General features: G+C 74.5%; 24 protein-coding genes and 1 pseudogene. 11 read left to right on the plus strand and 14 right to left on the minus strand.

All coding sequences use genetic code 11. From position 1 onward, the window contains the following. Window positions 1-3: 3 nt before the first annotated feature. Window positions 4-2,553, minus strand: coding sequence for a CARDB domain-containing protein (locus VK501_RS09865; protein WP_324337119.1), 2,550 nt, complete (start codon window positions 2,551-2,553; stop codon window positions 4-6). 151 nt (window positions 2,554-2,704) lie between these two features. On the opposite strand from VK501_RS09865, the gene VK501_RS09870 reads away from it, so the two are divergent. Together VK501_RS09870 and VK501_RS09875 are read left to right on the plus strand one after the other, a co-directional pair. Further along, window positions 2,705-3,292, plus strand: a complete 588-nt coding sequence (locus VK501_RS09870) for a carboxymuconolactone decarboxylase family protein (RefSeq protein ID WP_324337121.1) — start codon at window positions 2,705-2,707, stop codon at window positions 3,290-3,292. A 461-nt stretch (window positions 3,293-3,753) separates the two neighbouring features. Next, window positions 3,754-4,935 (plus strand): PKD domain-containing protein, encoded by a 1,182-nt coding sequence (locus tag VK501_RS09875; protein WP_324337279.1) that lies wholly within the window; start codon window positions 3,754-3,756, stop codon window positions 4,933-4,935. 7 nt (window positions 4,936-4,942) lie between these two features. Here the strand turns inward: VK501_RS09875 and VK501_RS09880 are convergent, their stop codons facing one another. Then, window positions 4,943-5,116: a hypothetical protein gene (locus VK501_RS09880; RefSeq protein WP_324337123.1), complete on the minus strand. Its 174-nt coding sequence runs from the start codon at window positions 5,114-5,116 to the stop codon at window positions 4,943-4,945. A gap of 137 nt (window positions 5,117-5,253) precedes the next feature. On the opposite strand from VK501_RS09880, the gene VK501_RS09885 reads away from it, so the two are divergent. After that, window positions 5,254-6,615: an NAD(P)/FAD-dependent oxidoreductase gene (locus VK501_RS09885; RefSeq protein WP_324337124.1), complete on the plus strand. Its 1,362-nt coding sequence runs from the start codon at window positions 5,254-5,256 to the stop codon at window positions 6,613-6,615. A 215-nt stretch (window positions 6,616-6,830) separates the two neighbouring features. On the opposite strand, the gene VK501_RS28740 is transcribed toward VK501_RS09885, so the two are convergent. The 5 genes and pseudogenes from VK501_RS28740 to VK501_RS09905 all read right to left on the minus strand — a co-directional run bounded on the left by VK501_RS28740 (window position 6,831) and on the right by VK501_RS09905 (window position 11,201). Beyond that, the gene (locus VK501_RS28740; protein WP_349260993.1) at window positions 6,831-7,133 is read right to left on the minus strand and encodes a hypothetical protein; all 303 of its coding nucleotides are present in this window, start codon (window positions 7,131-7,133) and stop codon (window positions 6,831-6,833) included. A gap of 111 nt (window positions 7,134-7,244) precedes the next feature. Beyond that, window positions 7,245-8,223 (minus strand): annotated as a pseudogene (locus VK501_RS09890) (NAD-dependent epimerase/dehydratase family protein). A gap of 13 nt (window positions 8,224-8,236) precedes the next feature. Continuing rightward, window positions 8,237-9,352 (minus strand): YbhN family protein, encoded by a 1,116-nt coding sequence (locus tag VK501_RS09895; protein WP_324337128.1) that lies wholly within the window; start codon window positions 9,350-9,352, stop codon window positions 8,237-8,239. Window positions 9,353-9,520: 168 nt separating this feature from the next. Beyond that, the gene (locus tag VK501_RS09900; protein ID WP_324337130.1) at window positions 9,521-10,321 is read right to left on the minus strand and encodes a DUF2817 domain-containing protein; all 801 of its coding nucleotides are present in this window, start codon (window positions 10,319-10,321) and stop codon (window positions 9,521-9,523) included. Window positions 10,322-10,352: 31 nt separating this feature from the next. Beyond that, the gene (locus VK501_RS09905; protein ID WP_324337132.1) at window positions 10,353-11,201 is read right to left on the minus strand and encodes a hypothetical protein; all 849 of its coding nucleotides are present in this window, start codon (window positions 11,199-11,201) and stop codon (window positions 10,353-10,355) included. A gap of 85 nt (window positions 11,202-11,286) precedes the next feature. On the opposite strand from VK501_RS09905, the gene VK501_RS09910 reads away from it, so the two are divergent. Further along, a complete protein-coding gene (locus VK501_RS09910; protein ID WP_324337135.1) occupies window positions 11,287-12,525 on the plus strand; it encodes an MFS transporter in 1,239 nt (412 codons plus the stop codon). A 75-nt stretch (window positions 12,526-12,600) separates the two neighbouring features. Beyond that, window positions 12,601-13,890: a DNA polymerase IV gene (dinB, locus tag VK501_RS09915; RefSeq protein WP_324337137.1), complete on the plus strand. Its 1,290-nt coding sequence runs from the start codon at window positions 12,601-12,603 to the stop codon at window positions 13,888-13,890. Here dinB and VK501_RS09920 read toward each other — a convergent pair. Continuing rightward, entirely contained in the window at window positions 13,877-14,941 is a 1,065-nt protein-coding gene (locus tag VK501_RS09920) for a CE1758 family FMN-dependent luciferase-like monooxygenase (protein ID WP_324337139.1), read from the minus strand. The two genes, dinB and VK501_RS09920, sit on opposite strands and share 14 nt — an antisense overlap. A 102-nt stretch (window positions 14,942-15,043) precedes the next feature. Here VK501_RS09920 and VK501_RS09925 point away from each other — a divergent pair, with 102 nt between their 5' ends. The 4 genes from VK501_RS09925 (at window position 15,044) to VK501_RS09940 (ending at window position 17,635) form a co-directional block, all read left to right on the plus strand. Further along, a complete protein-coding gene (locus VK501_RS09925) occupies window positions 15,044-15,952 on the plus strand; it encodes a YihY/virulence factor BrkB family protein (RefSeq protein WP_324337141.1) in 909 nt (302 codons plus the stop codon). A gap of 320 nt (window positions 15,953-16,272) precedes the next feature. Continuing rightward, on the plus strand, window positions 16,273-16,815 hold the full coding sequence (locus tag VK501_RS09930; RefSeq protein ID WP_324337142.1) for a hypothetical protein: 543 nt from the start codon (window positions 16,273-16,275) through the stop codon (window positions 16,813-16,815). Further along, window positions 16,815-17,213 (plus strand): phage holin family protein, encoded by a 399-nt coding sequence (locus VK501_RS09935; RefSeq protein WP_324337144.1) that lies wholly within the window; start codon window positions 16,815-16,817, stop codon window positions 17,211-17,213. The genes VK501_RS09930 and VK501_RS09935 overlap by 1 nt, the downstream gene beginning before the upstream one ends. Continuing rightward, complete coding sequence (locus tag VK501_RS09940) at window positions 17,192-17,635, plus strand: DUF3618 domain-containing protein (RefSeq protein ID WP_324337146.1); 444 nt, start codon at window positions 17,192-17,194, stop codon at window positions 17,633-17,635. The genes VK501_RS09935 and VK501_RS09940 overlap by 22 nt, the downstream gene beginning before the upstream one ends. A 135-nt stretch (window positions 17,636-17,770) precedes the next feature. Here VK501_RS09940 and VK501_RS09945 read toward each other — a convergent pair whose 3' ends face one another. Next, window positions 17,771-19,225, minus strand: coding sequence for a PP2C family protein-serine/threonine phosphatase (locus VK501_RS09945; protein ID WP_324337148.1), 1,455 nt, complete (start codon window positions 19,223-19,225; stop codon window positions 17,771-17,773). 190 nt (window positions 19,226-19,415) lie between these two features. On the opposite strand from VK501_RS09945, the gene VK501_RS09950 reads away from it, so the two are divergent. Beyond that, on the plus strand, window positions 19,416-20,822 hold the full coding sequence (locus VK501_RS09950; RefSeq protein WP_324337150.1) for an FAD-binding oxidoreductase: 1,407 nt from the start codon (window positions 19,416-19,418) through the stop codon (window positions 20,820-20,822). On the opposite strand, the gene VK501_RS09955 is transcribed toward VK501_RS09950, so the two are convergent. The 4 genes from VK501_RS09955 to VK501_RS09970 all read right to left on the minus strand — a co-directional run bounded on the left by VK501_RS09955 (window position 20,815) and on the right by VK501_RS09970 (window position 24,514). Then, window positions 20,815-22,653: a GAF domain-containing sensor histidine kinase gene (locus tag VK501_RS09955; protein ID WP_324337152.1), complete on the minus strand. Its 1,839-nt coding sequence runs from the start codon at window positions 22,651-22,653 to the stop codon at window positions 20,815-20,817. The two genes, VK501_RS09950 and VK501_RS09955, sit on opposite strands and share 8 nt — an antisense overlap. A gap of 41 nt (window positions 22,654-22,694) precedes the next feature. Continuing rightward, a complete protein-coding gene (locus VK501_RS09960) occupies window positions 22,695-22,823 on the minus strand; it encodes a hypothetical protein (RefSeq protein ID WP_324337154.1) in 129 nt (42 codons plus the stop codon). Further along, window positions 22,820-23,995 (minus strand): Na+/H+ antiporter NhaA, encoded by a 1,176-nt coding sequence (gene nhaA, locus VK501_RS09965; RefSeq protein ID WP_324337156.1) that lies wholly within the window; start codon window positions 23,993-23,995, stop codon window positions 22,820-22,822. Before nhaA ends, VK501_RS09960 begins: the two co-directional genes overlap by 4 nt. Window positions 23,996-24,073: 78 nt before the next feature. Next, complete coding sequence (locus tag VK501_RS09970) at window positions 24,074-24,514, minus strand: VOC family protein (protein ID WP_324337158.1); 441 nt, start codon at window positions 24,512-24,514, stop codon at window positions 24,074-24,076. A 71-nt stretch (window positions 24,515-24,585) separates the two neighbouring features. On the opposite strand from VK501_RS09970, the gene VK501_RS09975 reads away from it, so the two are divergent. Then, on the plus strand, window positions 24,586-25,176 hold the full coding sequence (locus tag VK501_RS09975) for a hypothetical protein (RefSeq protein ID WP_324337160.1): 591 nt from the start codon (window positions 24,586-24,588) through the stop codon (window positions 25,174-25,176). Window positions 25,177-25,200: 24 nt separating this feature from the next. Here the strand turns inward: VK501_RS09975 and VK501_RS09980 are convergent, their stop codons facing one another. Continuing rightward, complete coding sequence (locus VK501_RS09980; RefSeq protein WP_324337162.1) at window positions 25,201-25,395, minus strand: hypothetical protein; 195 nt, start codon at window positions 25,393-25,395, stop codon at window positions 25,201-25,203. Between the last annotated feature and the right edge of the window lie 37 nt (window positions 25,396-25,432).

Raw genomic sequence — 25,432 nt, forward strand, 5'->3', positions numbered from 1 at the left:
GCCTCACGGGATCGGGTTGCCGTCCTTGTCGATCACCTGGATCTCGACGTCGTAGCCCCAGCCGAGGGTGAGCGTCGCGGGCGTGCTGGTCTTCTCGTCCTCCTTCCAGGACATGAAGCCCTTGTTGGAGAACGTGTGCGTGCCGTGCTGGAGGTCCTCGAGCGGCACGGTCTTGACCTGCTGGTCGGGTCCGACGAAGTTGTAGAACTCGTAGACGTTGCACACCGAGTCGTCGGCGTCGAAGTAGCCGATCGACGCCTCGTGGATGCGCCACCGAAGCCGGGCCTCCTGCGGGTTGTGGGGCTCGACCTCGATCTCGAATCCGATCGTGTCCTTGCCGTCGGCCTTGCGGATCGACTTCGTCGTCGTGCACGGCGTCTCGTCGGGCTCGTCGCAGCCCTGCAGCTCGGTCATGCCGTCGGCCGGCACGTCGAAGAAGACGTCGCCCTTCAGGCCGCCGCCGAGCTGGCGCGTCAGCTTGAACGCCGGGTCGTTGACCGGTCCGTCGAGCTCTCCGCTGTAGTCCTCGGTGCCTGACACGTTGGTGGCGTCGCAGCTCTGCCCCCACTTGGAGGCCGTCAGGCCGGTGGTGTGCACGGCGAAGCTCGCCGACAGCACGCGGAAGCGCGGCAGGGCGCAGGCGTCCTCGACGGTGAGCGTCGGGTCGGCGGTCAGCTTCGCGGTCGGCGATGCGTTGGAGGCCACCAGCACCATCTCCTGCACGTCCTCGGATGGGCGGTCGCGGCAGAGCGTCACGCCCTTGCTGACGTCGCGCTCGGTCCAGCTGCCGTCCTTCATCCGCAGGAGCGCGAGCAACTTGTAGTCCTCGCCCGCCGGCAGGCCGCTGAGCGTGACCTTGCGGATCTTGTCCTCGAAGGCGAAGCCCTGGTAGTCGCGGGTGAGCGGGTCGAGGATCGCGCTGCCGGCGTAGGACACGGTCTTGGTGCTCTGGCCGCCCAGCGACAGCAGGCCCGAGACGACGTTGGGCTTCGTCGTGGTCTTGGTCCAGTCGGTGTAGCTGGTGACCGGCGCCTGGTTGTAGGCCGAGCGGGCGAACTCGGGCCAGCGGCTGCGGAACGTGCCGATGGCCTGGTCGACGGCCGGGATCCGGTCCAGCATCTCGGTGTTGTGGTAGGCGGCGCGGACGACGTTGGCGCCCGCCTCGCGGGTGGCCGAGTACCAGAACGGCCACGCGTCGTAGGAGCGGTCGAGCAGGCCCGTGCCCTCGAAGACCTCCAGCCAGACCGCGCTGGTGTTCTTCAGCGTGCCGGGATAGGTGAACTCGACTGCCCACTCCGCCGTCCCCTCGTCGAGCCAGCCCGGCCGGTCGCAGTCGTTCTTGTCGGCGTAGGCGAGCTGCAGGAGGTGGAAGAACTCGTGCGCGAGCGTCTCCTTGGAGGTGTCGGCGAGCGTCATGAAGCCGGACCCCGGCTGGCCCTTGATGCAGGTGTAGGGCGTCGTGACGCCGTGCGGGCCGGGGTCGACCTTCGCGTTCCACGGGCGCCCGCCGATCATGTCGACGAGGTAGATGTCGAGGCCGCCGGAGCCGCCGTGCGCGCAGTCGAGGTTGTCGTCGGCCTTGGGCGTGCGGGCCATCAGGCCGGTCAGCTTCGGCCAGATCGTGGCGTCCAGCTCACGCGCGAGCGCCTTGGCGAGGCCCGGGCCGTTCTTCTTGGTCTTGGGCCACCAGAACGTGACCTTGGAGGCCGGCGCGACGTAGCTGCCCATCGTGGTGGTGTCGGGCACCTGGCCGGCGGTCTGGGCCATGCAGTGGTTGGGGTCCGGCGGACGAAGGGCGGCGGCGGCGGCCTTGGGCTTGGACGTGGCCTTGGGCTTGGGCTTCGCCTTGGCCTTGGCCTTCACGTGGCCGGGGGGCGAGAACAGCGGCGCCAGGAGCGCCTGGGTCTTGGGCGAGTAGCTGGTGAAGCGCGCCGCCGCCTCGGTCACCGCGGCGGTCGCGTCGGCGCCGGTCGAGGTCGCGCCGCGGTAGCGCTCGGGCAGCGCCGCGGGCGGCGCGGCGAGCGCGAGCAGCCGCAGCGCCGTCGCCTGCTCGCCATCGATGCGCTGGGCGGCCAGGTCGGCGGCCACGAGGCTCTCGGCGCTGACGGCCGGCAGCGTGATCCTGCCCGCCACCGCGCAGTTGTCCTTCTCGCTGCGCTCGCGGACCTTGGCGGGCGCGTCGGCGCAGACCACGAGCGTGCGGGTGCCGGCGGCCCGCCCGTCGAGCGGGACGCGGAGCTTCGCGGTGACGGCCCTGGCCTTGCGACCGCCGGCCAGCGCCCGCTGGCGCAGCGACGCGAGGACGAGGTCGCCGGCGGCGTACGTGCGGCCGGCGCCGAGCGACAGGCGCGTGACGCTCGCCCCCGCCCTGCCCCGCCCCGTGTTGCGCAGCGTGACCCTGACGGTCACGGTGTCGCCGGGCTTGGCGACCGCCGCCGGCTTGGTGGCGGCGACGCGCAGGTCGGCGGCCGGGGCCCTGGCCGCATGGGCGGCCGGCGCGACGGCGAGGGCGGTCCCGAGAACGAGGACCGCGGCGGGGAGGTGACGGAGCATGGCGGCAGCCTCCCCGCACGGCGGCCGGGCCGCATCGGGGAGCCCCCCACCGTCCTCCGGGGTGCGGGTAGCCGCACCCGTGCCGGTGGTCCGGTCTCCGGACGGCGAACTGGACCTGGCTGTCGACCGCCGCGGCCGCCAGGATCGGCCGATGACGCGTGTCGCTCCGGCCACCGGTCTCCAGGCGAAGCTCGTCGCCGCCCTCGCGCGGCGCCGGTACGGGCCGCCGATCGTCGAGTCGACGCTGGTCTTCGCCCGGCATCCGCGGCTGCTGCGCTGGTTCGCCGCCTACAACCGCGCCGTCGAGCGCCCCGGGCGCGTGCCGCGGCGGCTCGCCGAGCTGGCCGTGCTCGAGGCCGCGCGGGTGGTCGCCTGCGAGTTCTGCCTCGACATCGGGTCGGAGTACGCCCGCCGGGCCGGCCTGCGCGACGAGCAGCTGCTGGCGCTGCACGACGCCGAGCGGTCGGGGCTCTTCGACGACGACGAGCTGCTGGTCATCGGCTACGGGCGGGCGATGTCGGTCACGCCGCCGGAGGTCACCGACGAGCAGGTGGCGGCGCTGCGTGAGCGCTACGGGGACGAGGGCGTGCTCGAGCTCACGCACCTGATCGCGTGGGAGAACGCGCGGGCACGGACCAACACGGCCCTGGACATCGGCGCCGGCGGCTTCTCGTCGGGCAGGCTCTGCGCGGGAGCGGCGCCGTCCCCGCGTTCGCCGCCAACGCCGGGGACGCGCTGATCCTGCAGGGCGCCGGACCCACCACGATCCTCACGCGCGACGTGGTCAACTCGGGCGCCGTGATGGCCGCCGGCGCGCTGACCACTGTGCGGGACCTCGCGATCGTCGTCCCGGGCGGCACCGGGATGGACGGGCTCAGGCTGAGCGGCACCGCCGAGAACGTCGCGATCACGCCCGCCGCCGGCGCGGTCTCCCCCACCGGCGTGGTCGTCGCCGACGGCGCGTCGTTCGCGCATGGCGCGCTGGCCATGCCCGGGGGCACCGGGGCGAGCCTGCAGGGCGGTTCGACGCTGGCCGACTCGCGGGTCAGCGGCCTCTATGCGATCCAGGCCTCGGGCAGCCCGGTGATGGTGCGCCGCTCGCGCCTCGCCGGCTCGTCCTACGGGATCCTCGCGTACTACGCGGCGCTGACGGTCGAGGACACGATCGTCGACCTCGGCGGCTCGTCGGGCACCGGGATCATGTCGGCGGCCAACGTCAACGGCAGCGCGACCGCGGCGCTGCGCCACGTCACGATCGTGCACGGCGCACCGGGCGCCGTCGCGGTGTCGATCGACGCCAGCAGCGGCAAGGCGTCGACGGCCACGCTGCGCGACTCGGTCATCGCCGGCGTCGGCCACGCCATCTCCCTCACCGCGGCCGGCGCCGGCTCGGTCGCCTCGCTCACCACGAGCTTCTCGAGCTATGAGACCGCCGGCGTCCTCCGCTCGGGCAGCGGCGGCGCCGCGACGCCCGCGCTGCAGCCGGCGTCCAACCCGCTGAGCACGACGCCCGGGTTCGTCGATGCCGCCGCGGGCGACTGGCGGCTGCGCCACGACTCGCCGCTGGTCGACGCCGCGACGCCCGGCGCGCTCGCGGCCGGCGAGTCGGTCACCGACGCCGACGGCCTGCCGCGGGTGATCGGCGGGCGCCGCGACGCGGGCGCGTTCGAGTACCAGCGCCGGGCGCCGGTGGTCACGGCGACGGCCGGCGCGACCAGCACCGTGGCCGGCGAGGCGGTCGCCTTCACCGGCTCGGCCACCGACCCGGATCCCGGCGAGGCCATCGCCGGCTACCAGTGGACGTTCGACGACGGGACGGCGGTGCCCGCCGGCGCCGGCGCGACCCATGCGTTCGCCACGCCGGGCGTGCACACCGCGACGCTCACCGCCGTGGACGCCGCGGGCGTCCCCGGCGCCGCCGGCGTCAGCGTGACCGTGGTGGCCGCAGCGTCGCCGGATGGTCCGCCGCCCGTGACGGGGCCGCGGGTGGTGCCGGTCAAGCCGGTCCTCTCCGCGCTCGCCCTCAGCCCCCGGGCCTTCCGATCCGGCACCGGCACGGGCCGCGGCACGCGCCTCACCTACAAGCTCTCGGCCCCGGCGCAGGTGACCTTCCGTGTGCAGCGCGCCGTGACGGGCCGGCTGCGCGGCACGACGTGCTCGACGGCCCAGACCGCCGGCGGCCGCCGCTGCACGAAGTACGTGACGGTGACAGGCAAGCTGACGCAGGCCGGCCGCACCGGCGCCAACACGCTGCGGTTCTCGGGCCGCATCGGCGGGCACGCGCTGAAGCCCGGCGCCTACCGCCTCGTCGCGCGGGCCGGGAGCGAGCCGGTCGTGCGCGCCGCGTTCCGGATCGCGGCGGCGCCGGCGAAGAAGCGCTGAACCCGGGTCAGCCGTCGTCGCCGCGGTCGCGCCCGCCGCTGACGAGCATCGAGCCGACGCCGACGGCGACCAGCGCGACGCCGACGATCAGCCCCACGTCCCGGCCGGCCCCCAGCGCCGCGAAGACGATCGGCAGGACGATGACCGCCCCGATGGCGATCACGAGGCGGCGGTCGGGCATCGCCGTCAAGCCTGACAGCAACGCGCCGGCCGGGCGGCGGCGCGGCGACGCGGCGGCGCACCGACCGACGTGTGTCCGACGATCCGCACGGACATCGCCGGCCGGCGCCCCGCGCCCGGAGGTCTAACGTGCGAAGCATGGGCGTGGACGGACATTCCCCTCCCGCGGTCGTGGTCGTCGGTGGTGGGTTCGGCGGCCTGCAGGCGGCGTTGAAGCTCGCCAGGGCCGGCGTCGACGTGACGCTCGTCGACCGCCGCAACTTCCACCTCTTCCAGCCGCTCGCTTACCAGGTGGCGACCGGGGCGCTGCCGGCGCCCGAGGTCGCGCATCCGCTCCGGGCGATCTTCAAGCGCTACCCGAACGTCCGCGTGCTGCTGGCCGAGGTCACGGGCTTCGACCTCGCCGCGCGCCGCGTTCAGCTCGCCCCCGTGCTGGACGACGAGACGCAGCCGCCGCCCCTGTCCTACGACGCGCTGATCGTCGCGGGCGGCGCGCAGTACTCGTACTTCGGCCACGACGAGTGGGCCGCCGCCGCACCCGAGCTGAAGTCGATGGAGAGCCTGCTCGACGCGCGCCGCCGCATCCTCGGCGCGTTCGAGGCGGCGGAGATCGAGCAGGACGCCGACCGCCGCCGCGCGTGGCTGACGTTCGTCATCGTCGGCGCCGGCCCGACGGGCGTCGAGATGGCGGGCCAGATCGGCGAGATCGCCCGCGACACGCTGCGCCGCGACTTCCGGACGATCGACCCGTCCGAGTCGCGCATCCTGCTCGCCGAGGCCGGCGACCGCATCCTCGCGACGTTCCCGCCGTCGCTGTCGGCCAAGGCCGAGGAGGCGCTCGGCGAGCTCGGCGTCACGACGCTGGTGCGCCACGCCGTCGTCGGCCTCGAGCCGGGCGCGGTCACGATGGACGCGCCCGGCGGCGGGCAGACCGTGATCGACGCGCGGACGACGATCTGGGCTGCGGGCGTGACGGCCTCGCCGCTGGCGCGGATGCTCGCCGACGCCGCGGGCGCCGAGATCGACCGTGCCGGCCGGCTGCTGGTCGCGCCCGACCTCAGCGTGCCCGGACACCCTGAGGCCTTCGCGGTCGGCGACATGGTCGCGACCGCGAAGCCGCTCATGGGCGTCGCGCCGGTCGCGATGCAGCAGGGCCGCTATGCCGCTCGCGCCGTCCGCGCCCGTCTGGCCGGCCGGCCTCTGCGGCCCTTCCGCTACCTCGACAAGGGCAACGTCGCGACGATCGGCCGGGCCCGCGCGGTCGCCGATCTGCACGGCCTGCACCTCAGCGGCTTCCCCGCGTGGGTGTTCTGGCTGGCGCTGCACCTCTACTACCTCATCGGCTTCGAGAACCGCGTCTTCGTGCTCATCCGGTGGATCTTCAGCTTCGTCACGCGAGGTCGCGGCGCGCGCATCATCCTCGGCGAGCTCGCCCGGCCGGGCGGGTCGCGTACACCAGCCACGAACGCGCCCGGCCGCGACGCATCCGCGGTGCCGTAGGACCGTCCCGGTGCTCCGGCTTCCCCGGCATCCGCGTCCTGCAGGGCCGCGCCCGGCGGGCGCAGCTCGACATCGAGGTCAAGCTCAGCGCGACCGCCCGCAACGACGCACCGAGGCCTATCGGCGCGCCGACGGCGTCGCCGTCGTTCCGGCCGGACTGCTGGGCCCGTAGCGCCGCGGGCCCAGCACACCGCTGCGCGACCGCTGTGGACCGTCTACGCCGCGCGCAGGCGCAGCCGCGGGATCCGGTTGGTGCGGCGGCGGCCGCGGCCGCGCGAGCGCAGCAGCGCCGAGCGGTGGGACCGCAGGAGCGCGACGGCCTCGGCGGAGTCGGTGAACGGGTCGGCGACGACGCGGCCGTCGCTCAGCGACGCGGCCGCGACGGAGCGCCCGTCGACGACGGCCAGCAGCGCCGGGCGCTGCAGCGGGCGGGCGGAGTCGAGCTGGGAGAGCGTGCGCAGAGCGGCGTCGTCGTCGGCCGTCGCGCGCTGCAGGGTGATCGTGCTGGAGGAGGTCATGCACGCATGGTGGCGCTGAGGCGGGCCGCCCACATCGGGTGGATGGAGCGCATCCCGGCGCCGCACCCCGTACCTGCGCGAGCCCGGCACTCAGGCCACGACGGCGACCCCTTACCGCACGGTGTACGGGCCCGTGCTGACCGGGTGGTAGCCCTTGGCGCCCACCGCGACCGGCCAGCTCGCTGCGCGGGTCCTCGCCGCGCTCCAGGCGATCGAGCGCGTAGCGGAAGTCGTAGCGCGGCGCCCAGCCGAGGTCGGCGCGGGCGCGGGCGTTGTCATACACGCGCTCGACGCTCGGGAACATCCGCCAGCCGAGCCGCTCGTAGGCCTCGACGTGGTCGGGGAAGCGCCGGGCGACGACCGCCGGCGCGTCGGCGCGCAGCTCGCCCAGGTCCTCGCGCGTGAACGGCGTCGTGGCGCTGATGATGTAGCGCCCGAACCCGAGCGCGGGCGCCCGCTCGAGCGCCAGGCGGTGGGCGCTGACGGCGTCCTCGAGGTCGACCCGGCGGTACAGGAGCTCGTTGGTCTTGAGGTTCGCGTCCTCGTAGGCGGTGCGCACCTCGTCGCGATCGTCGGCCTCCGGGAAGAACCGCGAGGTCCGCAGGATCAGGCAGGGCAGCCCGTGGTCGCGGTGGACGAGCTCGCAGAACCCCTCGGCCGACGTCTTGGTCACGCCGTAGACGTTGCGCGGGACCGGTACGACGTCTTCAGTGATCCACGCCGCGGGCGCGCCTTCGCCCGGCGTCAGCGCCCGGCCGAACGCGCTCGTGGTGCTCGTGAAGACGAACCGCCCGACGCCGGCCTCGACGGCCTCCTCGAGCAGGTTGAGCGTCCCGGTCACGTTGGTGTCGACGAACTCCTGGCGGCTGTGCGAGCCGACGTGCGGCTTGTGCAGCGTCGCGGCGTGCAGGACCGCGTCGACGCCCTCCAGGCAGCGGCCCACGAACGCGCGGTCGGCGATCGATCCGACCTCGGTCGTGAACGCGCCGTCGAGGACGTCGAGCCCCACCACGTCGCACCCGTCGGCGCTCAGCACGCGCATCAGCGCCTCGCCGAGATGCCCCGAGCTGCCGGTCACCAGGATCCTCATGCGCTGAGGGATATCAGCCCGCGGGCGCGGGCTCGACCGCCCAGCGGCGCAACGTGGTCCGCAGGCTCGCCAGCGCCGCGAGGCCGATCGGCGCGGGCAGCCAGATCGCGACGGCGCGGTAGCCGAGCACCGAGACGATCGCCAGGTCGGTGTCGACGCCGAACGCCAGCAGCACGCCGGCGATCCCGCCGCTGACGGCGCCCGGGATCGGGATGAGGTTGCCGACCTGCCCGACGAAGTAGGCCAGCACGACGACCAGGAGCGGCACGCCGGCGCCGAACGCGTCGAGCATCGCCCAGAGCACGGCGGCGTCGAACGCCCACCACGCCAGGGCGCCGAGCAGGCGCGCGTCGGCGCCGCGGACGAGGTGGATCGCCTCGTGGACGGCCTCGCCGAGCAGCCGCCCGGCGGAGCGCACGCGGCCGGGGCGGCCGGCGTGGGCGGCGTCGCCGGCGGCCCCGTGGCGCAGCCCGAGCGCGACGGCGGTCACGATGGCCGCGGTCGCCAGCGCGGCCGGGATCGCGGTCAGCGCGAGCGGGCCGTCGGCGCCGTCGGCGCCGAGCGCGAGCAGCGTGCCGGCGACGGCGATCGCGCCGAGGAACACGGCGTAGAGCAGGACGAGGAAGGTCAGCAGCGTGCGGCCGGCGTGGCGGTGGTCGAGGCCGGTGCGGCGCAGCGCCCAGAGCGTGAGGGCCGCGCCGCCGACGCCGCCGGTGGGCACCAGGCGCGTGGCGGCCGCGCCGCCGAGGGTGACCTCGGCGCTCTCGCGCACGCCCATCCGCGGCGTCGCGCGACCGGCCACCAGCCACAGGAGCGCGACGTAGCCGGCGAACGACAGCAGCTCGAAGAGCGCGGCGGCCGCCACCCAGCGCGCGTCGGCGTGGACGGCGCGCTCCAGCGCGTCGGCGAAGGCCTGCGTCGGCTTGCCGGCCGCCACCAGCACCGCCGCGGCGGCCGCGGCGAGGCCGGCCGGGACCGCTGCGCGGCGCGCGATCGCGCGCACGTCGACGGTCGGGAGGCCGGGCTCCGCCGGCGCGCTCGTCCGGGGCGCCGCCGCCTCGGCGCACGGCTGTGCGCTGCGCCGCGGCGCCGGGCGGCGAAGCGGGAGGTTGGGGGCCGGGAGGAGCATGCCGTCGAGTGTCCCGGCCGCGCACCGATTGCACATCGGGGATTCCCCCCGAGACACGGGTGCGGCTAGCACCCCGCCGCCGCCGCTGAACCCCCGCATCACGTCCGTCATGGCAGTACAGACCGCGGGCGGCGCCCGAACTCATCGGACCGCCGCGCGGTCGGCGGCTCACGGCGTGCCGGCGACGATCCGGCTCACCGCCACGATCGCCGCGACGTGGCGGCGTACCGCCGCGCTCGACAGCCGTCCGGCGGGCAGCTCGACCACGAAGGCGCTGGTGTCGGCGAGGCGATGGTTCTGCCAGCGCGAGGCGGTGCCCGGCAGGGGCGCCAGGCGATGCAGGCGCATCCGCGACACCGCCGCGTAGCGCCGCAGGATCGCCGGATCGGCGCCGCGCTGGGCGTCGACGAGATCCAAGTGCTGGTGAAACCAGACCGTCACGCGCGGGCGCTCGCGGAGGATGAGGTCCATGGCCGCGCGCGTCTCGGGCTCGGAGCCCGGCCGGGGACCGGATGCAAAGATCCCGCCCTGCCGGCGCCAGCCCCACGGGAAGTTGCGGTTGAGGTCCACGCCGTGGGCGTTGCCGCGCGTGCCGTGCGCGCAGCCGTCCGGGTTGAGCTCGTCCAGCACGAGCAGCTGCACCCCGCGCGGCGGCGTCAGGCCCCGCAGCGCCCGGGTCACGGCCAGCCCGGCACGCTCGGTGCCGTGGATGCAGCCCACGACGAGCACGCGCTGCGCGGCCGCCGCCGAGCCCACGCGCACGAGCCGGATCGCCCGCCCCTGCACCGATCGCCCGACGACCTCGGCATGCGGCGCGCCAACGCCAACGGGGCCAGGCCCCGCAACGAAATGGCCAACACGCAACGGGGCCAGGCCCTGCAACGAAATGGCTGATGCGGCGGCGGACGCCGCGAGCGCTCCGGCCACCAGGGCCGCAGCGCCGAGGACGAGCAGGAGCACCTTGCGCACGCGCCACCAAGGCTACGGCTGCACGCTCGCCTCACCCGGGCAGGTAGGTGACGCGCAGCGCGATCGTCGCGGTGGTCGAGAAGAAGCAGCGGCGCTGCGACACGCGACCGACGACCTTCCGGCGCCCCGTCGCGGGATCGCGCCGGAAGACCGGACGGCTGACGGTCCCGCAGAACCGACCGGGCCCGAACGCGCCGAGCGCGGGGTCCTCGTAGGGCCGCCGGACCTCCGCGATCGAGAACAGCGCGCCCATCGGCAGACCCGCGCCCGCCGCGATGCTTCGGGCGTCGCGCCGGGCCTCGGCCAGCGCCGCGGGCATCGCCGCCAGGCGCGCGGCGCGCAGCGCATGCCTGATCGAGGCGCTGCTGCGCCGGTCGCGCGGGGCGACCCGGCCCTGGCCGGTGCCCTCGGCGACCAGCGCGCGGCCCGCCGCGACGGCGGCCGAGGTCTCCGCGGTGGCGAACGTGACGGTGACGGTCGCCGCGCCGAACAGCGGGACGCGGCAGCGCGGCCGGGACCGCGGGCCGCAGTAGCGGTCCTCCCCGTAGCCGAGCTCGGCGACCTGATCGCGCTCGGTGACGGCCTGGACGTCCCCGAGGGCGACGCCCGCCATGGCCGCCAGCGCGCCCGCGCGGGTTCGCGCCTCGGCGACCGCGCGCTCGATCGCCCGCGGCCGGGTCGCCACGACGGCGCGCCGGATCGACGCCTCGCTCAGCCGCGCCGGTCGCGCGACGTACGCGAGGCCGCTGGCCGTCACCGACAGCCCGCGCGGATCCGGGCTCTCGTCCGGATCGACGAGCGGGCCCTTCGCGGGCGTCGCGCTCGCGACGGCGCCGAGCAGCACGGCGGCGCAGAGCAGGCAGGGCAGGATCCGAGGCATGGGCATGGTCTCCGGTCGGGTGTCCTTCCCTATACGGCTCAGCGGCCCGGAGCGGTCCGCCGCCTCCTGTGGTGGGATGTCACCAATGCGGCTCCTCACCCTTCTCCGCGGCCCGTCGGATCCCGAGCAGCGGCTCATGGCCATCATGACGCTCGTCAACATGGCCGGCAGCGGGCTCTACTTCGCCGCCGGCACGCTGTACCTGACGCGCTCGGCGGGGATGTCGCCGGCGGAGGTCGGGCTGGGCCTGACGCTCGGTGGGCTGTGCGGGCTCGTCGGCGGTGTCGTGATCGGCGACCAGGCCGACCGGCGCGGCGCGCGCGAGGTGGTGATCGTGGCGATGCTCGTCGAGGCCGTCGCGGCCTGTGCGCTCATCGCCGTCCACAGCGTCGTCGCGCTCGCGCTCGTGGCGGGGGTCGCGGCCATCGCCGGCGCGGGCAACGGCAGCGGGCGCGGGGCGCTCATCGGGCTCGTGGCGAAGGAGGGCGAGGGCGCGAAGCTGCGCAGCTACCTGCGCGCGGTGACGAACGTCGGCCTCGCGATCGGCAGCCTCGGCGCCGCGCTGGTGCTGACCCTCGACACACGGGGCGCGTACGTCGGGATGCTGATCGCCGACGCGCTGAGCTTCGTGCTCGCCGCCGCCGTCGTGGCCCGGCTGCCGCGCCGCCCGCCGACGCGCACGGCCGCCGGCGACGGCGAGCACGACGCCCAGCGCTGGCTCGCGCTGCGCGACAAGCCGTACCTCGCGTTGACCTTCTCGGCGGCGATCGCCAGCCTCCAGTACGAGGTCCCGATCGTGGTGCTTCCGCTGTGGGTCACGCTGCACACCCACGCGCCGCGCTGGTCGGCGGCGGTGCTGTTCCTGATCGCGGCGCTGCTCGTCGCCGCGCTCCAGGTCCCCGCGACGCGCTCGATCGACGGTCCGCGCTCGGCGGCGCGCATGGTGCTGCGCTCGGGGCCCGTGTTCCTGGCGGCCTGGGCGCTGATCGCCCTGTCTGCCGGCGCCGGCGCCGGCGTCGCGCTGGCGCTGCTCATCGCGGCGATCGCGATCCATTCGCTGGCCGAGGTCTGGCAGGCCGGCGGCATGTTCGAGCTGTCGTTCGCGCTCGCGCGGCCCGAGGCGCAAGGCCAATACCAAGGCGTGTTCGGGTTGAGCATGGGGATCACCGAGGCGGTCGGGCCGGCGCTGCTCATCGGCCTCTGCATCACCTGGGGCCAGCCGGGATGGCTCGTGCTCGGCGCGATCGTCACCCTGGCCGGGTTCGCCTGCGCGCGCATCGAGCGCTGGGCCGCGGTGCGGCGCGTGGCGCCCGTCCCCGCCTGACGCGGTCGCCCGGAGCGGCCCGCGAGCGGTGCAACGCCGCTTGCCTCGCGCACACCCGGATGCGAACATACGTTCGTGCGATCCGCCCCGTCCGTCCTCCACGCCGACCTCGACGCGTTCTTCGCCGCGGTCGAGCAGCGCGACGACCCGCGGCTGCGCGGGCGGCCCGTGATCGTCGGCCCGGGCGTCGTGCTGGCCGCCAGCTACGAGGCGCGCGCGTTCGGGGTGCGGTCGGCGATGGGCGGCCGGCGCGCCCGGCAGCTCTGCCCGGAGGCGATCGTGGTGGCGCCGCGGTTCTCGGTCTACGTCGAGGCCAGCCGCGCCGTCTTCGCGATCCTCGAGCGGACGGCGCCGACCGTCGAGCCGCTCTCCATCGACGAGGCGTTCCTCGACGTCAGCGGCCTGGAGCACATCAGCGGGACGCCCGCCGAGATCGCGCGGCGGCTGCGGCGCGAGGTCCGCGAGCAGGTCGGCCTGCCGATCAGCGTGGGCGCCGCGACCACCAAGCACCTCGCCAAGATCGCCAGCAACTCCGCCAAGCCCGACGGCCTGCTGGTCGTCGCCCCCGGAGCCGAGCGCGCGTTCCTCGATCCCCTGCCGGTCCAGCGGCTGTGGGGCGTCGGCCCGGCGACGACCGTCAGGCTGCGCGAGCACGGCATCGTGACGGTCGGCCAGCTCGCCGGCCTGCCCGAGGACGTGCTGATGCGGGTCGTGGGACGGGCCGCCGGGCGCCACCTGCATGCGGTCGCCCACAACCGCGACCCCCGCCGCGTGCGCGCCGGGCGCGGGCGGCGCTCGTTCGGGTCGCAGAGCGCGCTCGGCTCACGCGGCCGCTCACCCGAGGCGCTCGACGCGGTGGCCGTCGCGCTGGTCGACCGCGTGACGCGCCGCATGCGCGCGGCCGGCAAGGTCGGCCGGACGGTCGTGCTGCGGCTGCGCTTCTCGGACTACTCGCGCGCCACCCGGTCCAAGACCCTGCGACGCCCGACCGCGACGACGGCGACCGTGCTGGTCACGTTCCGCGGCCTGATCGACGCCGAGCGCGAGACGATCGCCCGGCGCGGCCTGACGCTGCTTGGCGTGACGGTCACCAACCTCGAGCGCGGGGACGCCGGCGTGCAGCTCGAGCTGCCGCTAGGAGACTGTGTCGCTATCGCGACGGGGGACCCACCTGCGGCGGCGACGGCTGGCCGTCGTGGGCCTCGGCCTCGCCGGCCGCCTACGGCACCCCTAAACGGCGGCGACCAGGACGCGCTCGACGCCGCCGTCGACGCGATCCGCGACCGCTACGGCACCCGCGCGCTGCAGCGGGCCACGCTGCTCGCGCGCGGCGAGCAGCTCGCCCCATGGATCATGCCCGAGTGACGGTCGCCGACCCGGCGGACGCGCCGGCGGCGCCGAGCTCCCGTCGCAGGACCGGCAGGACGTCGCTGCCGATCAGGTCGAGCTGCTCGTGCACCGTGTGCTCGGGGATGCCCGCCATGTCGACGGCGAACAGCTGGCGCTGGTAGTCGCCGAACTGCTCGCGCTGGGCGAGCACCTGCTCGACGATCTCGGCCGGGCTGCCGACGTTGAGCCCGGTGTTGGCGACCGCCGCCTCGAGGCTGCCCGAGCTGCCGAGGATCGGATGGCCCTCGAAGGTCGGGCGGAACTCGCGCCAGGCGTCCTGCGAGCGGGGCCGGACGTAGATCGCGCCGCCCGCGCCGACGATGCCGCCCTCGAGCCCGGAGTGGCGCCCGGCGTCGCGGTGGTGCGCGTAGCGCTCGCGGTAGAAGTCGACGTACTGCTTGAAGTAGTCGTGGCTCATGAACAGGTTGTTCACGAAGAACCCGTCGCCGTAGTAGGCGGCCTGCTCGGCGATCTCCGGGCTGCGGATCGAGCCGTGCCAGACGAACGGCGGCACGCCGTCCAACGGCCGCGGGGTCGCGACGAAGCGCGTCAGCGGTCCGCGGAAGCGACCCTCCCACGTGACCTCCTCCTCGTCCCACAGGCGACGCAGCAGCGCGTAGTGCTCCACGGCGAGCGCGATCCCGTCGCGGATGTCGTAGCCGAACCACGGATAGACCTCCGCGGTGTTGCCACGGCCGAGCATCAGGTCGACCCGGCCGCCGGCGAGGTGCTGCAGCGTGGCGTAGTCCTCGGCGATCTTCACCGGGTCGTTGGTCGTGATGAGCGTCGTCGAGGTCGACAGCGTGATCCGCTCGGTCTTCGCGGCGGCGTAGCCGAGGATCGTCGTCGGCGAGCTGGGGATGAACGGTGGGTTGTGGTGCTCGCCGAGGGCGAAGACGTCGAAGCCGACGTCCTCGGCGTGCTTGGCGATCCGGGCGATGCCCGTGATGCGCTCGTGCTCGGTCGGGGTCCGACCGGTGTGGGCGTCGGGATGGAGGTCGCCGACGCCGAAGATTCCGAGTTCCATGACATGACTCACCATAGCATAACCGGACCACGGTCCGGTTGCCCTGCGGAGACGGTTCGCGGGTACCCCACGGGTGCATGCTCTTCGAGCCCCCCACCCCCCGTGCGCGCTGAGCTGCCGTCGCGCGCCGCCCGGGTACGGGCGATCGTCGCCCGCACCGCGCGCGGGGTCTACGACGACCAGATGACCCACCACGCGGCGGCACTGACCTACTACGCGCTGATGTCGCTGTTCCCGGCGCTGCTGCTGGCGGTCTCGATCCTCGGGCTGGTCGGGCAGTACCCGGCGACCTACGACGCGATCTTCGGCTATCTGAGCGACGTCGCGCCCTCGTCGGTGCTCGTCCCGCTCGACAGCTCGCTGCGCAACGCGCTGCAGGCCAAGGGCACGGCCACGACGACGCTGGCGTTCGGCGTCGTCGTGACCCTCTACGGCACGACCGGCGCGCTGGAGGCCGCGCGCCGCGCGCTGAACGTCGTCTTCGAGGCCGAGGGCGGCCGCAGCTTCCTGCGCCGCAAGGCGATCGACGTCGCGTCGACCGTCCTGCTGATGTCGCTCGGGCTGGTCAGCCTGATCCTGGTGTTCGTCGGCGGGCGCTTCGCGGAGGACCTGCTGGGGTTCGTCGGACTCGGCCCGACGGTGGCGCGGATCTGGGACGTCGCCCGCTGGCCGGCCGCGGTCGCGATCGTCATGTTCGTGTTCTCCTTCATCTACTACGTCACGCCCGACGTCGAGCAGCGCTCCTTCCGCTGGGTCACGCCCGGCGCGGTGGTCGGCGTCCTCCTCTGGCTGCTCGGGTCGGCCGGCTTCTCGGCCTACGTCTCGCGCGCCGGGAACCTCGGCGCCGTCTACGGCGCGTTCACGGGCGCGATCCTCCTCATCAGCTGGCTCTGGCTGAGCAACCTGGCGCTGCTCGTCGGCGCCGAGCTCAACGCCGAGATCGAGCGCCAGCAGCAGCTGGACGAGGGGACGCCGCCCGCCGAGACGCTCGACCTGCCCGCGCGCGGGTAGACCCGAGGTGCATCTGACCGACGGCGCCCGGATCGGGCACCGGACCTTCTGCTCCAAGAAGGGCAAGGAGGCGCTGCGCAACACGCTGGAGGAGCTTGGCGCCAGGGCTCCGACGGCCGCCGCCGCGCGAAGAGCCGGCGCGGCTGACACGGTTGGCGCGCCCGCGCTCGCCGGGAAAGGCGTGTTTCGCAAGCGGTTGCAGCGTGTCTCATTTCGGCGCGTCGCCAGCCGTGTCCGTATCGCCGGTTGTCTCGTTTACACGTCGCACGGTTCGGGGACCGCAGCCCGCGACAGCATTCCCCGAGTCCCCGGAGGGACCGATGGCACCGACCGACACATCAACCAGCGACCAGGTCAAGGACCGCGCCGCCGGCGTCGCCGGCCAGGCGCAGGAGAAGGCCCAGCAGGCGGCGGGGCAGGCGCGCGACCAGGTGCGCACCCAGATCGATCAGCGCTCGACCGACGCGGGCCGCCGCGTGAGCGAGCAGGGCGGCGACCTTCGCGCCGTCGGCGAGCAACTGCGTCAGCAGGGCAAGGAGGGTCCGGCGAAGCTGGCCGACCAGGCCGCCGGCCACGTCGAGAAGGCGGGCCGCTGGCTGACCGACTCCGACGCCGACCAGATCCTGCACGACGTCGAGGACGCCGCGCGGAAGAACCCGTGGGCGGTCGTCGCCGGCGGTCTGGCGCTCGGCTTCGCGGCCTCGCGCTTCCTGAAGGCGTCCAGCGGCGACCGGTACCGGTCCGCGAGCATCGACGCGCGGCCGCTGCCGCGCCTACCCGAGCCGGGCGACACCATGCGCACCCCAGGCAACGGCATGGCCTCGCCGGGGACCGGCGCGGCGCCCTCCGCGGGAGCGGTCTGATGGCCGACCAGTCCGAGGAGCTCCGGGAGCGGCCCGTCGGCGAGCTGCTCAAGCAGCTCTCCGAGGAGACCTCCAACCTGGTCAAGCAGGAGCTCACCCTGGCACGGGCCGAGCTGGAGCAGCAGGGCAGGCGCGCCGGCGTGGGCGCCGGGATGCTCGGCGGCGCCGGCGTCGCCGGCCTGCTGACGCTGGGCTCGCTGACCGCGATGCTCGTCGCGCTGCTGGACACGGCGATGGCGACGTGGCTCGCCGCGCTGATCCTGACCGTGGTGTGGGGCGCCGTCGCCGGCGTCCTGGCCCTCCAGGGCCGCAACAAGATCACCGAGGCGACGCCGCCGGCGCCGCAGACCGTCGAGACCGTGAAGGAGGACGTGCGATGGGCGAAGACCCGGACATGATCCGCAGGGACATCGAGGACACCCGCGAGCGCATGGGCGACACCGTCGACGCGCTGGGCTACAAGGCCGACGTCAAGGGCCGGGCGAAGGACTCCGTGACCGGCAAGGTCGACTCCGTCAAGGACAAGCTCGTCGGCGCTCGTGAGAGCGCGTCGGAGGCGACGCCGAGCACCGGCGACGTCAAGCAGGGGGCCAGGCGCGCCGCCGGCGTCGCCCAGGAGAACCCGCTCGGCCTCGCCGTCGGCGCGGTCGCCGTCGGCTTCCTGGCCGGCATGGTGATCCCCTCGACACGCGTCGAGGACGAGCGGATCGGGCCGATGGCCGACCAGGTCAAGGACCAGATCAAGGACACGGGCCAGGAGGCCCTGGAGCACGGCAAGGCCGCCGTCTCGGAGACCGCCTCCAGCGTGACCCGCAGCTGAGCACGTGGCGCAGGCGGCGCGGCCCTCACCGGCTGCGCCGCCCCTCGCCTAGGAGCGTGGGTCCCTAGTGGACCGCGGGTACGAGCCCCTGGGCGAGTACCCGCAGCGAAACGAGCCCCCTGGGCGAGGCTTCGCCTAGCCCTCGTTCTCCGCCTCGGACACCGCGGGGTTGGGCACGAGCACGACGAGCGTGGCGTCGTCGGCCAGCGGATCGTCGACGGCCTCGCGCACGGCGTCCTCGATGGCCCGCAACGTCCCTGCGGCCGAGGCCAGCGGCGCCTTGGCCACCGCCTCGCGGACGCCGTCGAGGCCGAGCGTCCCCCCGCCCAGCATCGGCCGGTCGATGATCGCGTCCGAGAGGAGCAGCAGGCGGTCGCCGTCCTCGAGCCGGCGCTCCTGGACCTTCGGGCTGGTGGTCAGGCCGCGCCGGCCCAGCCGCGGCAGCATGCCGTCGCCCAGCAGCTCGAGCGTGCCGTCGGCGGTGATCAGGACCGGCGCGTGCTCGCCGCACGTGATCCAGCGGATCGTCGAGGTGGGCCCGCTCCAGGTCGCGATCGTCGCGTGCGCCTGCGAGGTGGCGTCCGAGACCTCCCGCAGGACCTCGTGCATCGCACGGACGACCACCGCCGGGTCGGTGCTGCGGTGCCGCGCGGCGCGGAAGGCCCCGAGGATCACCGCCCCCAGGCCCGCCGCGCGCGGGCCCCTCCCCTCGGTGTCGGCGATGCCGATCCAGGCGCAGTCCCGGTTCTCGGCGTAGTCGAACCAGTCGCCGCCGATGTCGTAGCCGGGCAGCACGTTGCCGGCGATCAGCGCGCCGGCGATGCGCAGGATCCGCGGAGGCAGCAGGTTCTGCTGGATCTCGGCCGCGGGGCTGGTGGGTCGCGCCCGGCGCACGCCGCCGATCGCGTCGGTGTAGTCGTCGGCCAGCGCGATGGCCGCCGCCGCCTCGGCCGCCAGGTCGCGCAGGGCGTCGTCGGCGGCGCCCATCGCCACCAGCACCCCGATCGCCCGGCCCCGCAGGTACATCGGCGCGACCGCGACGCCCGGCAGCACGGCCTGGATCGACGCGCGCAGGACCGCGACGCCCTCGCGCGGGATCTCCGGGCCGACGGCCAGCGGGGCCGGCAGGCTCGCGGGGAACCCGCCGCCGCCGGCCATCCGCTGCAGCGTCGTGCCGTCGAGGTCGCACAGGTAGATCGCCGCCGCCGTGACCCCGGCCAGCCGCTGCGCCTCCGCGACGATCTGGTCGCCCAGCTGGAACGGCGGCACCTTGTTGAGGACGTCGGTCACCGACAGGGGCGTCGGCGCGCGATGGGCGAGCTCCCCTGCCGGACGGACGAACTCGAGCTCGTTGGCCTCGGCGTCGTCGCGCTCCTGGCGGCGCACCGCCTCGACGAGCTCCTCGCGCGTCCCGAAGTGCCGGTAGGCGGTCGGCCGGCCGAGGCCTGCGGCCTTGGCGATCGCGGCCATGCTCACGTCGGGGTCCTCCGACAGCAGGTGCCGGGCGGCCTCGAGCAGCTTCGTGCGGTTCAGCGCCACGTCGCTGCGGCGCCGGCGACGCCGCCCGACGGCGTTCACGTCCTGGGCCATGGGCGCGCAGGCTACCGCAAAACAGAACAGCCTGTCTCATGTCGTGGCCCGTCTCGGACGATGTCTTGTTTCACCCTCGCCGGAGTCGGGGACCCCGCGGACCGGTCGGCCGCTCGGCCTCCACCTCGACTCCGCGCGCGTCCGCGGCTACGCTCGTCGCACCCTGCTTCGAGCCCAGTGAGGTGGCGTCATGAGCACCCGTCCGGTCCGCGATGCGGCAATCGACGAGCTGAAGGACAGCTTCCAGGGTCGGGTGATCGCGCCGCGCGACGAGGGCTACGACGAGGCGCGGACGCTCTTCAACGCGATGATCGACCGGCGGCCGGCGGTGATCGCGCAGTGCGCGAGCCCCGAGGACGTGACGGCCGCGGTGCGGTTCGGGCGCGAGCGGGACCTGCCGACCGCGGTGCGCAGCGGCGGCCACTCCGTGGCCGGCATGTCGACGGTGGACGACGGGCTGGTCGTCGACGTCCGCCCCATGAAGGGGATCGCGGTGGACCCGGCGCGCCGGACGGTGCGCTGCGGCGCGGGCGTCACCTGGGCCGAGCTCGACCAGGCCACGCAGGAGCACGGGCTCGCGACGACCGGCGGGCGCGTGTCGACCACCGGCGTCGCCGGCTTCACGCTCGGCGGCGGGTCCGGCTGGCTGGAGCGCAAGCACGGGCTGGCGTGCGACAACCTGATCGCGGTCGAGCTCGTGACGGCCGACGGCGAGCAGCTGCGCGCCAGCGACAGCGAGCACCCCGACCTGTTCTGGGCGCTGCACGGCGGCGGCGGCAACTTCGGCGTCGCGACCGCCTTCGAGTTCCGCGTGCATCCGGTCGGACCGATCGTGATGGCCGGCCTGATGCTGTGGCCGGGCGACCGCGGGCGCGAGGTGCTGGAGGTGCTGCGCGAGTCCATGGCCGAGGGCCCTGACGAGCTCGCGCTGGCGGTCGTCTACGTCAGCGGGCCGCCCGAGGAGTTCGTGCCACCGGAGCTGCAGGGACAGCTGTGCTGCGTCGCGGCGGTGTTCTGGGCCGGTGAGGACCCGGCCGGCGGCGAGCCGCATGCCGCCCGGTTCCGGGCGCTGGACCCGGCCGTCGATCTCGTTGGTCCGATGCCCTACACCGAGTTCCAGCGGATGATCGACGACCCGCCGGGGCTGCGGAACTACTGGACGGCGGACTACCTGGACGCGCTGAGCGACGAGGCGATCGAGGTGTTCGCCGCCGACTCCGAGCGCATGCCGGTGCCAGGAGCCTGCCAGTCCATCATGTTCCCGTGGGGCGGGCAGATCGCGCGCGTCGCGCCCGGCGACACGCCCATGGCCCGGCGCGAGGCGAGGTGGGTCGCCCATCCGTTCGCGCTGTGGCAGAGCCCGGACGACGACGAGCGGTACCTCGCGTGGGCACGCGGCATCTCGGCGGACCTCAAGCCCTTCGGCAGCGGCGGCGTCTACCTCAACTTCATCGGCGACGAGGGACAGGACCGGGTCCGCGCCGCGTTCGGCGACGACTACGAGCGCCTGGCGCAGATCAAGGCGCAGTACGACCCCGACAACGTCTTCCACTTCAACCAGAACATCGAGCCGGCGCGGGCGGCCGGGGTCACCTGATCGGCAGCGTCGCCGCGACGACGGTGCCGCCGCCCTCGGGGCTCTCGACGCGCAGCTCGCCGCCGATCGCGGCCGCGCGGTCGTGGAGTCCGAGCAGCCCGGGGCTGTCGGCGAGCCGCGCGCCGCCGATGCCGTCGTCGCGCACGTCGATGTGCAGCATGCCGTCGTCGACGAAGGCCTTGACCCAGGCGTGGCTGGCCCGGGAGTGCTTGACGGTGTTCGTCGTCGCCTCCGCGACGATGAAGTAGGCGGTCGCCTCCAGCGACGACGGGAGCCGCTCAGCGGTGATGTCGACGGACACGGGCAGCTGCATGCGCGAGAGGATCGTCTGGGTTCCGGCGCGCAGCCCGCCGCGCATGAGCGCCGACGGGAGGATGCCGTGGGCGAGCTCGCGCACCTCGTCGTTCGCGCGCTCCGCGTTGGCGAGCGCCTCCCCCACCAGCTCCGCGGCCGGGCCGCCGTCGTCGCCGAGCGCGGCGCGGGCGAGCTTGAGCGTGACGATCGTGTGGACGAGGCGCTGCTGGGCCCCGTCGTGCAGGTCGCGCTCGATCCGGCGACGCGTCTCGTCGGCGGTCGCCACCACCCGGGCGCGCGAGGCGGCGAGCTCGCTCCGGCCCTCCGCGTTGGCGATGGCGGTCGCGGCGAGCTCGGTGAACTCCGCCATCTGCGACTCGGTCTCGGCCGGGAACGGCACCGGACCCCGCGAGGATGCGGCGATGACGCCCCAGAGGCGTCCCCGGACGACGATCGGACAGCCGACCGACGCACGGATCCCCAATGATCGCGCCTCTTCTGCGATGGGCCCGGAGGCGCCGGCGAAGCTATCGACCCGCACCGGGCCGCCGCGCTGTCGCACCAGCGCGGCGATGCTCACGCCCTCGAGCGTCAACCGCGTGCCGACGGCGAGCCGCTCCTGGTCGTGCCGGCTCCAACCGGCGACCCCGGTCACCGTGCCGTCGGATTCGTAGCGCTCCATCCGAGCGAGGTCGGCGCCCGAGAGCAGCCCGACCTCGCGGGTGACCGCCTCGAACACGCCGGTGGGCGACCCCATCCGCCCCACCAGCGTCGCGACGCGCCGCAGCGCCGCCTGCTCCTCTGCGAGCCGACCGAGCTCGTCGCGGCTCAGCACCAGCGCGCTGGCCATGGCCTCGCGCTCGCGCGCGGCGCGCAGCAGCGCCTCCAGCGACGGCAGGATCCGCTCGCGCAGGCGCTGCTCGGTCCGCGGCGGCACGTCGGACGGGACCAGGAGCGTGCCGACGGGCGCGGCGCCGTCGCGCAGGACGAGCGCCACATGGTGCTCGTCGCCGTCGACCGGCTCCAGCTCGATCGTCGCCTCGCGCAGCCCGAGCTCCTGCGCCAGTCGCTCCGAAGCCCCCGTCAGGGCCGAGCGCAGGTCGCGCTCGCGCAGCAGCAGCCGGGCCATCTCCGCGGCGAGGTCGGCTTCCCCGGCCCGCTCCTGGGCCTCCACGGCGCGCGTCCGGGCGAGCTCGGCGACCGCGGTCAGCAGCAGCGCCACGGCCAGCAGGATCACGAGCGAGACCAACTGCTCGGTTCGGTCGAGACCGAGGCTCCCGTGGGGCGCGATGTGGAAGACGTCGAACGCGACAACGCTCGCCACCGACATGACGACACCGGCGGCCAGGCCCCAGACGGTCGACACCACGATCACGCCGACGAGGAAGACGACGCCCAGGGAGATCTCGGGCACGACGTGGTGCAGCGCGGACACCACGAGCGTCTCCGCCACGATGAGCCCGGACCCGGCCACGAACGCCAGCGCCAGGGATGGAGGCGTCGGTCGCAGCAGCAGCGACAGCGGATGCGCGCGCATCGAGTTGGAGCGTACCCCCGCCGACCAGCGTGCCGGGGGCGTCAGCGGGCCGTGAACCCGAGGATCAACTGCGCCGCCTCGACCGGGACGTCGAGCTGCGGGCCGTGGCCGACGCCGTCGAGCTCGACCCAGTCGGCGTGCGGCAGCCAGTCGTGGCGGTACCCGCTCATCGCCCTCGTGCCAGGATCGCGGCGCCCAGCACCCCGCTGACCAGCGACCCCGCGAAGATGCCGACCTTCGCCATCGTGATGGTCAGCGGGGCCTCGTAGGCCAGCTGCGTGATGAACAGCGAGACCGTGAAGCCGATGCCGCCGAGCGCGGCCACGCCCGCGACCTGCACCGGCCGCACGCCGGCCGGCAGCGTGCCCCAGCCCAGCCGGACGCCGGCGAAGGTCGCCGCCGAGATCCCGAGCGCCTTGCCGACCACCAGGCTCACGCCGATCGCCCACGCCAGGCGGCTGTGCACCGCGTCGCCGAGCACGCCGCCGCCGAAGTCCACGCCGGCGTTGGCCAGCGCGAAGAGCGGCACGATGGCGAACGCGCTGATCGGGTGCAGGCGCTGCTCGAGCTGCTCGAGCACGCGCCGGCCGCCGATCGGGCGGGCGGGGGTCAGCAGGCCGAGCGCGACGCCGGCGATCGTGGCGTGGACGCCCGACTCGTGGGTCGCCACCCAGACCACGATCCCGACCGCGGCGTAGGGCCACATGCGCGCGACGCCGAGGCGCTGCAGCACGACGACGAGGCCGAGCCCGGCGACGGCGAGGACCAGCCAGGACAGCGCGAGGCCCGCCGAGTAGAACGCCGCGATGAGCACGATCGCGGCGATGTCGTCGACGATGGCGATCGTCAGCAGGAAGAGCTTGAGCCCCGAGGGCACCCGGTCGCCGAGCAGCGCCATCACGCCGACGGCAAACGCGATGTCGGTCGCCGCGGGGACCGCCCAGCCCGCGGACTCCGCCGTGCCGCGCATCGTCACGGCGAAGATGGCGGCCGGCAGCGCGACCCCGCCGAGCGCGGCCAGGACGGGCAGCGCCGCGGCGCGGCGGTCCTGCAGCTCGCCGGAGACCAGCTCGCGCTTGATCTCGAGGCCGACGACGAAGAAGAACACCGCCATCAGCGCGTCGTCGACCCAGTGGCGCAGGTCGAGCGCCAGAGCCGCGTCGCCGATCCCGATCCGCAGCTCGTGATGCCAGGCGGCCTCGTAGCCGTCGCCGGCGGCGTTGGCCCACACCAGCGCGGCGACCGTCGCCACCAGCAGGACGACACCCCCGGCCGCCTCGTCGTGCAGGAACTCCGAGAGCGGCCCCAGCGCGCGGCGCAGCGCTCCGGGCTCGGAGGGCACAGGCGGTTCCGTGACGTCGGTGCCGTGGGCGATGGCCTCGATTCTCCACGACCCGCGTCCCGGTCGCCCCGCGCGCGGTCAGCCAGGTTGGACGATCAGGAAGCGGTTGCCGTCGGGGTCGCGGAAGAAGAACTGCGACGGCACCGGGTCCGGCACGGTGACGTCGAGCGAAACGAGCCCCGTCCTGGGCGTCCCCGCGCGCGCGACCGTCGCGTCCACGTCGACGCCGCGAGCGCGGAGGGTCGCGTGGTCGGCCTCGATGTCCTGCGTCGCGAACGCGCAGAGCGCCGCGTCGCCGCCGGCACGCTCTCCCTCGCTCGGCGCGACCAGCGCGATCGTGTTCGCGGCGCCCGGCGGGGCCACCTCGATCCAGCGGATGCCGCCACCGTAGGAGAAGTCGACGCGCTTCTCGAACCCGAGCGTGCCGACGTAGAACTCGAGCGCCCGCTCGTGGTCGGCCACGGGGACGAACACGGCGCCGACCTCGGTGATCTGGGTCGTGTCTGCGATGTCGGTCATCCTCTCCAGACCGGGCAGCGACCCAGAAGTCATCGCTGCCGACCCGAACGACCCACCCACGGAGCGCCGCCATGACGTTTGTCCAGACCATCGGTGCAGGCGAGGCATCAGGCGCGGTGGCGGAGATGTACGACGCCGACCGCGCGTCGTTCGGCCACCTGCCGAACCTGACCAAGGCGTTCTCACTGCGCCCGGCGGTCTATGCGGCGTGGCGCCGGCTCAACGGCGAGATCAGGGCGGGCATGGACCTGCGCCGCTATGAGCTGGCGACGTTCGCCGCGGCCCGCCGGCTGCGGTCGAGCTACTGCACGCTCGCCCACGGGTCCATCCTGGTCGACGAGTTCCTGGAGCCCGACACGCTCGAGGCGATCGTCGCCGACCATCGCGCCGCCGGCCTGGACCCCGTCGACGTCGCCGTGATGGACCTCGCCGACAAGGTCGCCCACGACGCCAGCGCCGTGACCCAGGCCGACGTCGACCGGCTGCGCTCCCTCGGGCTCTCCGACACCGAGATCTTCGACGTGGTCGCGGCCGCGTCGTCCCGCGCGTTCTTCAGCAAGATGCTCGACGGCCTCGGCGCCCAGCCCGACGCACGCTTCGCCGAACTCGACCCGCAGCTGCGAGGCGCGCTCACGGTGGGGCGCCCGATAGCCGAGCACTGACCTAGGGGTGCCGGTGCGCCGACGTCAGAGGCCGGCGTGGTTCGGGTTGATGGGCGGCCGCGGATCGTCCCGTGGCGGCTCGGCGCTGCCCCGCTCCTCGGTGGTCCCGGGCTTCACCGGCGGCGGGAGGCCGGGGATCTTCAGCTTGAACTTGCGGCCATCGCTCGTCGTCAGCTCCGCGGGCTTGGGGTTGAGCGGCTCGCCGGGGATCGGGCTCATGGGTTGAGGCTACTCCGAGCCGTCGCAGACCACGAGG

The sequence above is a fragment of the Baekduia sp. genome (assembly GCF_035318805.1).
Taxonomy (GTDB): Bacteria; Actinomycetota; Thermoleophilia; order Solirubrobacterales; family Solirubrobacteraceae; genus Baekduia.

What these genes read in the sequence shown, in the direction of transcription:
- VK501_RS09975 (WP_324337160.1), top strand. Translation starts at nt 24,586, where the DNA reads ATGACGTTTGTCCAGACCATCGGTGCAGGCGAGGCATCAGGCGCGGTG.
- VK501_RS09895 (WP_324337128.1), bottom strand. Translation starts at nt 9,352, where the DNA reads ATGCTCCTCCCGGCCCCCAACCTCCCGCTTCGCCGCCCGGCGCCGCGG.
- VK501_RS09970 (WP_324337158.1), bottom strand. Translation starts at nt 24,514, where the DNA reads ATGACCGACATCGCAGACACGACCCAGATCACCGAGGTCGGCGCCGTG.
- VK501_RS09945 (WP_324337148.1), bottom strand. Translation starts at nt 19,225, where the DNA reads ATGGCCCAGGACGTGAACGCCGTCGGGCGGCGTCGCCGGCGCCGCAGC.
- VK501_RS09875 (WP_324337279.1), top strand. Translation starts at nt 3,754, where the DNA reads ATGTCGGCGGCCAACGTCAACGGCAGCGCGACCGCGGCGCTGCGCCAC.
- VK501_RS09905 (WP_324337132.1), bottom strand. Translation starts at nt 11,201, where the DNA reads ATGCCTCGGATCCTGCCCTGCCTGCTCTGCGCCGCCGTGCTGCTCGGC.
- VK501_RS28740 (WP_349260993.1), bottom strand. Translation starts at nt 7,133, where the DNA reads ATGACCTCCTCCAGCACGATCACCCTGCAGCGCGCGACGGCCGACGAC.
- VK501_RS09930 (WP_324337142.1), top strand. Translation starts at nt 16,273, where the DNA reads ATGGCACCGACCGACACATCAACCAGCGACCAGGTCAAGGACCGCGCC.
- VK501_RS09885 (WP_324337124.1), top strand. Translation starts at nt 5,254, where the DNA reads ATGGGCGTGGACGGACATTCCCCTCCCGCGGTCGTGGTCGTCGGTGGT.
- VK501_RS09960 (WP_324337154.1), bottom strand. Translation starts at nt 22,823, where the DNA reads ATGAGCGGGTACCGCCACGACTGGCTGCCGCACGCCGACTGGGTCGAG.
- VK501_RS09940 (WP_324337146.1), top strand. Translation starts at nt 17,192, where the DNA reads ATGGGCGAAGACCCGGACATGATCCGCAGGGACATCGAGGACACCCGC.
- VK501_RS09935 (WP_324337144.1), top strand. Translation starts at nt 16,815, where the DNA reads ATGGCCGACCAGTCCGAGGAGCTCCGGGAGCGGCCCGTCGGCGAGCTG.
- VK501_RS09980 (WP_324337162.1), bottom strand. Translation starts at nt 25,395, where the DNA reads ATGAGCCCGATCCCCGGCGAGCCGCTCAACCCCAAGCCCGCGGAGCTG.
- VK501_RS09870 (WP_324337121.1), top strand. Translation starts at nt 2,705, where the DNA reads ATGACGCGTGTCGCTCCGGCCACCGGTCTCCAGGCGAAGCTCGTCGCC.
- VK501_RS09880 (WP_324337123.1), bottom strand. Translation starts at nt 5,116, where the DNA reads ATGCCCGACCGCCGCCTCGTGATCGCCATCGGGGCGGTCATCGTCCTG.
- VK501_RS09955 (WP_324337152.1), bottom strand. Translation starts at nt 22,653, where the DNA reads ATGCGCGCGCATCCGCTGTCGCTGCTGCTGCGACCGACGCCTCCATCC.
- VK501_RS09910 (WP_324337135.1), top strand. Translation starts at nt 11,287, where the DNA reads ATGCGGCTCCTCACCCTTCTCCGCGGCCCGTCGGATCCCGAGCAGCGG.
- VK501_RS09920 (WP_324337139.1), bottom strand. Translation starts at nt 14,941, where the DNA reads ATGGAACTCGGAATCTTCGGCGTCGGCGACCTCCATCCCGACGCCCAC.
- VK501_RS09865 (WP_324337119.1), bottom strand. Translation starts at nt 2,553, where the DNA reads ATGCTCCGTCACCTCCCCGCCGCGGTCCTCGTTCTCGGGACCGCCCTC.
- VK501_RS09950 (WP_324337150.1), top strand. Translation starts at nt 19,416, where the DNA reads ATGAGCACCCGTCCGGTCCGCGATGCGGCAATCGACGAGCTGAAGGAC.